7 protein-coding genes, 2 tRNA genes and 1 pseudogene are annotated in these 5,406 nt (G+C 69.6%); 1 reads left to right on the top strand and 9 read right to left on the bottom strand.

All coding sequences use genetic code 11. The annotated features are described in order from the left end of the window. Window positions 1-299: 299 nt before the first annotated feature. From N4P33_RS32050 to N4P33_RS32010, 9 genes are all read right to left on the bottom strand, one after another. The gene (locus N4P33_RS32050) at window positions 300-680 is read right to left on the bottom strand and encodes a DUF3291 domain-containing protein (protein WP_260830455.1); all 381 of its coding nucleotides are present in this window, start codon (window positions 678-680) and stop codon (window positions 300-302) included. 19 nt (window positions 681-699) lie between these two features. Then, on the bottom strand, window positions 700-2,133 hold the full coding sequence (locus N4P33_RS32045) for a DHA2 family efflux MFS transporter permease subunit (protein ID WP_260830454.1): 1,434 nt from the start codon (window positions 2,131-2,133) through the stop codon (window positions 700-702). 95 nt (window positions 2,134-2,228) lie between these two features. Next, complete coding sequence (locus tag N4P33_RS32040; protein ID WP_260830453.1) at window positions 2,229-2,798, bottom strand: TetR/AcrR family transcriptional regulator; 570 nt, start codon at window positions 2,796-2,798, stop codon at window positions 2,229-2,231. A gap of 65 nt (window positions 2,799-2,863) precedes the next feature. Continuing rightward, window positions 2,864-3,334, bottom strand: a complete 471-nt coding sequence (locus N4P33_RS32035; protein WP_260830452.1) for a hemerythrin domain-containing protein — start codon at window positions 3,332-3,334, stop codon at window positions 2,864-2,866. Between the two features lie 212 nt (window positions 3,335-3,546). Then, the gene (locus N4P33_RS32030) at window positions 3,547-3,975 is read right to left on the bottom strand and encodes a MaoC family dehydratase (RefSeq protein WP_260830456.1); all 429 of its coding nucleotides are present in this window, start codon (window positions 3,973-3,975) and stop codon (window positions 3,547-3,549) included. An 8-nt stretch (window positions 3,976-3,983) separates the two neighbouring features. Then, entirely contained in the window at window positions 3,984-4,436 is a 453-nt protein-coding gene (locus N4P33_RS32025) for a MaoC family dehydratase N-terminal domain-containing protein (RefSeq protein WP_260830451.1), read from the bottom strand. 107 nt (window positions 4,437-4,543) lie between these two features. Next, window positions 4,544-4,708, bottom strand: coding sequence for a 50S ribosomal protein L33 (rpmG, locus tag N4P33_RS32020; protein WP_003948671.1), 165 nt, complete (start codon window positions 4,706-4,708; stop codon window positions 4,544-4,546). 91 nt (window positions 4,709-4,799) lie between these two features. Then, window positions 4,800-4,872: transfer RNA gene (locus tag N4P33_RS32015), tRNA-Met, on the bottom strand. Window positions 4,873-4,906: 34 nt separating this feature from the next. Then, window positions 4,907-4,979: transfer RNA gene (locus N4P33_RS32010), tRNA-Thr, on the bottom strand. A 203-nt stretch (window positions 4,980-5,182) separates the two neighbouring features. Here N4P33_RS32010 and N4P33_RS32005 point away from each other — a divergent pair. After that, window positions 5,183-5,406, top strand: a pseudogene (locus N4P33_RS32005) (hydrolase); the annotation flags it as partial.

Here is a 5,406-nt window from a genome sequence, read left to right as displayed (position 1 = left end):
CGGACGCGCCAGCCGCTGCGGGCAGACACCACCGCCCCGTCCCCTCCCCGCCGTGGGCGTCCGCGCCACGCCTACGCTGCGGTGAGCTTGCGCACCGCGCGCGTCTGCGGCCGTCGCGTGGCAGGGGCCCGCCGTACCCGCGTAGCTGCGGGCCGCCGTACCTGCGCAGTTGCGGGCAGTCGTGCCGCTGGGGCGGCACGGGTGGGCGCAGCGGCACCCCGCAAGCGCGGGCGAGCGTCACCCACCCCCGGCCCACACCCGCGCAGGGTGACCGACGCAACGCCCCGCACCCCCGCTGCTCAGTCAAGCCGGCGTTGTGCCTCCCGCCACGGGACGGGGAGGTCCCCGCTCTTCGCTATCCAGGTGACGAACTTCGCGTCGCGCATCTGACGGGCGAGGCCTCGTGACGTGGGCCCGTGGGTGCCGCCGCGGGCGAATGCTGCCAGCGCCTTCGGGGACTCCCACGCCGAGAGTGTCCAGAACGTCCGCTTCCAGGGCTCAGCCTTGAGCGACGCCCCGTACGCACCCGGCGCCCTGCTCACCTGCCTCCACACCCCGGGCGTCCTGACGAGGAACTTCAGGGCGCCCCAGAGCGTGCGTGTCTCGAAGCGGGAGGCGAAGACGTGCACCTCGGTGTCGGACGGCGGGGTGTTCGGGACGGTCCAGGGGAGGGTGGGCATGGTCGGTCTCCTTCCACGTTCAGACGGCTGTCGGTTCCAGGACCTGCTCGGCCGGGCGGCCTGCGGTCGGCGGCACGTTCCTGCGGGCCGGCACCGCCAGCGCGGCCACCGCGGCGAGGGCCACCGCCCCGGCGCCGACGATCAGCGCGGGGCGCAGGCCGTCGACGAAGGTCTGGGCGGATTCGTAGCCGCCCTGGGACGAGAAGATCGACGCCATGATCGCGATGCCGAGCGCTCCGCCCACCTCGCGCAGGGCGTTGTTGGCACCCGAGGCGATGCCCTGTTCCTTGGGGACGACGCTGGACATGACGAGGTTCGACGCAGGGGCGAAGAACAGGGCCATGCCGACGCCGCTGATGATCAGGGCGGGCAGCTGGGTGGCGTACGAGACGTCGGTGGTGACGATCACGGCGAAGTACGCGAGGCCGATTGCCTGGAGCAGGAGGCCCGCGGCGACGACCGGGCGGCCGCCGATGCGGTCGGAGAGGATGCCGGCGATCGGGGCGACGAGCATCGGCATACCGGTCCACGGCAGCATTCGCAGCCCCGCCTCGGTGGGCGAGTAGCCGAGCACGCCCTGGAGGTACTGGCTGAGCAGGAAGATCGAACCGAACATGCCGAGGAACATCAGCAGGCTCGCCGCGTTGATGCCGGCGAAGGCGCGGGAGCGGAACAGCCGCATCGGCAGCATGGGGTTCTTCGCGCGGGTGCTGTAGAGGACGAAACCGGTGAGAAGGGCCGCTCCGGCGAACAGGCCGGTCAGGACGATGCCGCCGGTCCAGCCGTCGACAGGCCCGCGGACCAGTCCGTAGACGATGCCGAAGAGACCGCCGCTCGCCAGCAGGGTGCCGGTGAGGTCCAGGGGCGCACCGGTGCCATGGGACTCCGCGAGGCGCAGGCGGGCGAGCGGGATCAGGGCGAGGCCGAGCGGGACGTTCAGCCAGAAGATCCACTGCCAGGAGATGTGCTCGGTGAGGCTGCCGCCGACGAGGGGCCCGGAGGCCACGGCGAGGCCGTTGACCGCGCCCCAGATGCCGTACGCCATCCCGCGCCGCGCCTCGGGCACGGCGGCCGTCAGCAGGGTGAGGGTGAGCGGCATCATGACCGCGGCCCCTGCGCCCTGCACCGCGCGTGCGGCGATGAGGGAGTCGATGCCGGGTGCCATGGCCGCCGCGGCGGAGGCCAGGGTGAAGACGGCGAGGCCGATGATGAACAGCCGGCGGCGGCCGAAGCGGTCGCCGAGCGCCGCGCCGAACATCAGCAGTACGGCGAAGGTGAGCGTGTAGGCGCTCACGGTCCATTCCAGGTCGGGCAGGGCACCGCCCAGGTCCTCGCGGATGGAGGGCAGGGCGGTGGTGACGACGAGGTTGTCGAGGGCCGCCATGAATCCGGCGACACTGGTGATCACGAGCGCCCAGACGGCCGAGCCGCGGCGCGGGGTCTGCTGTGACATCGCTGACATCGCTCCCCCAGGGAGTGTCGTTGATTAGTTATTGATGACTAACTTCCGCGGTCATGAAAAGGCAGGAATCAGCCTTTCCGTGTGCGCTAGTGCTCCAGCCGGCCCTTGGCGTGGGCCGACGGATAGAGGCCCTCCCAGACCCGGTGCTCCGGCGGGAACCCCATGGAGACCAGGCAGTTGATGAGCATGCCGTACGCCATGAAGGTCGTCGTCTCGCCGATGTCGGCCCCCAGCGGGAGGTGGACGGTGTCCCACAGCCGCATCCAGCCGGCCCGCACCGCCTCGCCGAACTCCCGGTCCCCCTCCTGCTCGGCAGCCGCCACGGCCAGGTACATCTGCATCTGCATCATCAGCCGTTCGGGCTGTTCCGCGATGACCTGCATATAGGCGTTGGCCATGGCATGCAGGGCCTCCTCGCCCTCCAGTCCCTCGGCGGCCTCACTGAACGTGCGGATGGTGTCCTCCAGGCAGCGTTCGGCCGCCGCGAGGAAGATCGCCTTCTTGCCCGGGAAGAGCCGGAAGAGATAGGGCTGCGAGACACCGACCCGCTTGGCGATCGCCTCGGTCGACGTGCCGTGGTAGCCACCGCGAGCGAACTCGGCGGTCGCCGCGCGGATCACGCTCTCGCGCCTCTCTTCTGCGCTCATCCTGACCATGCAAGTAAGTTAGTACTCAATCACTAACTGCGTCAAGGGGTTCTGGGCGGCGGATGGTTGGCGGGTCAGATCGGACCCAGGACCTCTCCCGGTACGGCCTCCAGTGCGAGCGTTTCGAGCACCGTGAGCAGTTGCCGCTCCTCGTAGCGGAAGTGGTTCTCCATGATCGCGGCGATGCCTTCGAGGTGGCGGTCGAGTTCCTCGGGCGACGCGGCCCGGTCGACCGCGGCTCGGAGGTCGCCGATCAGGTGGGCGATCATCGAGTGGTCCTGCTCCAGCGAGCGCAGCACCGGGCGCAGTTCCGGGTGCGCGGCGGCGATGGCCGGGAAGAGCGTGCGGTCCTCGCCCTGGTGGTGGCCGTCGAGGGCCGTGCAGAAGCCGTGGCAGTAGAGGAGCAGTTCGCGGGCGGCTGCCTCACCGGGCGTGCCGTCAGCGAGGGCGGTGCGGGTCACGGACAGCGCTTCCCGCAGCCTGCCGTGCACCTGGCGGAGTTCCTGGCTCCAGGCGACGAGCCTGGTCGTCTCGCGCTCAGTCACGCGAGAGCGAAGGGTGCGACGAGTACATCGTCGGCCTCCTTCGGTCCGGCGCCTCCATGCCTGACACGGTCTGCCACCGGCACGCGACGCTTCCCGCACCATACGGTGCCGGCCGGGCCGTCGGCATCCGTTTTTGCGCGTCTCCCGTTCGGGCGCAAACGGTAAGGGGCGCCCGCCATTGCGGACGCCCCTTACTCATGCTCGGGTGCGGCTCATGCCAGCCGTACGACCGCCCGCGACATGCCCAGCACCTTCTGGCCGGCGCTGGTCACCGTGAGGTCCACGCGGACCTTGTTGTCGTCGAGCTTGGCGGCGACCTTGCCGCTGACCTCGACGACGGCGCCCTTGTCGTCGTTGGGGACGACGACCGGCCTGGTGAAGCGGACGCCGTACTCGACGACCGCGCCGGGGTCGCCGGTCCAGTCGGTCACCACGCGGATCGCCTCGGCCATGGTGAACATGCCGTGCGCGATGACGTCGGGCAGACCGACCTCCTTGGCGAACTTCTCGTTCCAATGGATCGGGTTGAAGTCGCCGGACGCGCCCGCGTACTGCACGAGCGTGGCGCGGGTCACGGGGAACGACTGCGCGGGCAGCTCGGTGCCGACCTCGACGTCGTCGTAGGAGATCTTCGCGGTCATGGTGTTGCTCACGCCTCCTCGGCCGCGCGGGCCACCAGCTTGGTCCAGGCGGTGACGACGTGCTCGCCGGCCTCGTCGTGCACCTCGCCGCGGACGTCCAGTATGTCGTTGCCCGCCATCGACTTGATCGCCTCGATGGTCGAGGTGACCGTGAGCCGGTCGCCCGCGTGGACGGGGCGGGTGTAGGCGAACTTCTGGTCGCCGTGCACGACGCGGCTGTAGTCGAGGCCGAGCTGCGGGTCCTCGATGACCTGTCCGGCCGCCTTGAAGGTGATCGCGAAGACGAAGGTCGGCGGAGCGATCACATCGGGGTGGCCGAGCGCCTTGGCGGCCTCCGCGTCCGTGTACGCCGGGTTGGCGTCGCCCACCGCCTCGGCGAACTCACGAATCTTCTCCCGGCCCACCTCGTAGGGCTCGGTGGGCGGGTAGGTCCGCCCCACGAAGGACTGGTCGAGCGCCATGCGCGCGGCACCTCCTGAGTCTGGTGTCGTAGCCGATGCGTGAGGGATGGCAAACGACGCGAGGCCGCCCCCGGTCCTACGGGGACGGCCTCGCGTACGAGCCTGATCTATCGCGTTTCGCGGTGCGCGGTGTGCGCGTTGCAACGCGGGCAGTGCTTCTTCATCTCAAGACGGTCCGGGTTGTTACGCCGGTTCTTCTTGGTGATGTAGTTCCGCTCCTTGCACTCCACGCAGGCCAGCGTGATCTTCGGGCGGACGTCGGTGGCAGCCACGTGAGTGCTCCTTGGACGAACGGGGACTAGAAATTAACGCACATGAAGAGTAGCCGATCGTCGGACCGACCCGGCAATCGGCTACTGAGAGTAGCGGTGACCGGACTTGAACCGGTGACACAGCGATTATGAGCCGCTTGCTCTACCGACTGAGCTACACCGCTGCGGTGCGCACACCGCGAACGGCGAGTGCACCAGAGCCCCAAAACGGAATCGAACCGTTGACCTTCTCCTTACCATGGAGACGCTCTGCCGACTGAGCTATTGGGGCGAGCGATGAAGACATTACACGCTCCGCCGCCGTTCGCCCAAATCCGTTTCCCGTCCCGTCGCGACGGACCACACCGGTACGACTATTGCGCTCCTCCCGCCCCCGGGCGGGCCGCCATCCTAGGCTCGTCTCACTCTGCGTGATCTTGTCACCGCGTGTGATCCCGTCATCCGCGCGTGATCCTGTCTCTGCCCTGGAGTGCGATGCCCGACAGCCAGCCGCAGCCGCCCCACAACCCGTCGTCGTCCGGGTCATCCTCATCGCCTTCATCGCCTTCGGCGTCCACGGGGGCTTCATGGGGTGCGGGCGGCTCGGCACCGCTGCTGCTGTGCGGGGCGCGGCTCACCGACGGGCGGACCGTGGACGTACGGCTGGGCGGCGGGCGGATCGAGGCGGTCGGCACGGCGGGCAGCCTCGCGGCGCCCGC

It is taken from the genome of Streptomyces sp. 15-116A, assembly GCF_025290915.1.
Taxonomy (GTDB): Bacteria; Actinomycetota; Actinomycetes; order Streptomycetales; family Streptomycetaceae; genus Streptomyces.
The sequence above is the reverse complement of the archived record's forward strand: the minus strand, read 5'-3'. Positions and strand labels throughout refer to the sequence as shown.

Bases quoted from the DNA above. Each gene is read 5' to 3' on its own strand.
- N4P33_RS32045 (WP_260830454.1), bottom strand. From the start codon at position 2,133: ATGTCACAGCAGACCCCGCGCCGCGGCTCGGCCGTCTGGGCGCTCGTG.
- N4P33_RS32040 (WP_260830453.1), bottom strand. From the start codon at position 2,798: ATGGTCAGGATGAGCGCAGAAGAGAGGCGCGAGAGCGTGATCCGCGCG.
- N4P33_RS32050 (WP_260830455.1), bottom strand. From the start codon at position 680: ATGCCCACCCTCCCCTGGACCGTCCCGAACACCCCGCCGTCCGACACC.
- N4P33_RS32030 (WP_260830456.1), bottom strand. From the start codon at position 3,975: ATGACCGCGAAGATCTCCTACGACGACGTCGAGGTCGGCACCGAGCTG.
- N4P33_RS32025 (WP_260830451.1), bottom strand. From the start codon at position 4,436: ATGGCGCTCGACCAGTCCTTCGTGGGGCGGACCTACCCGCCCACCGAG.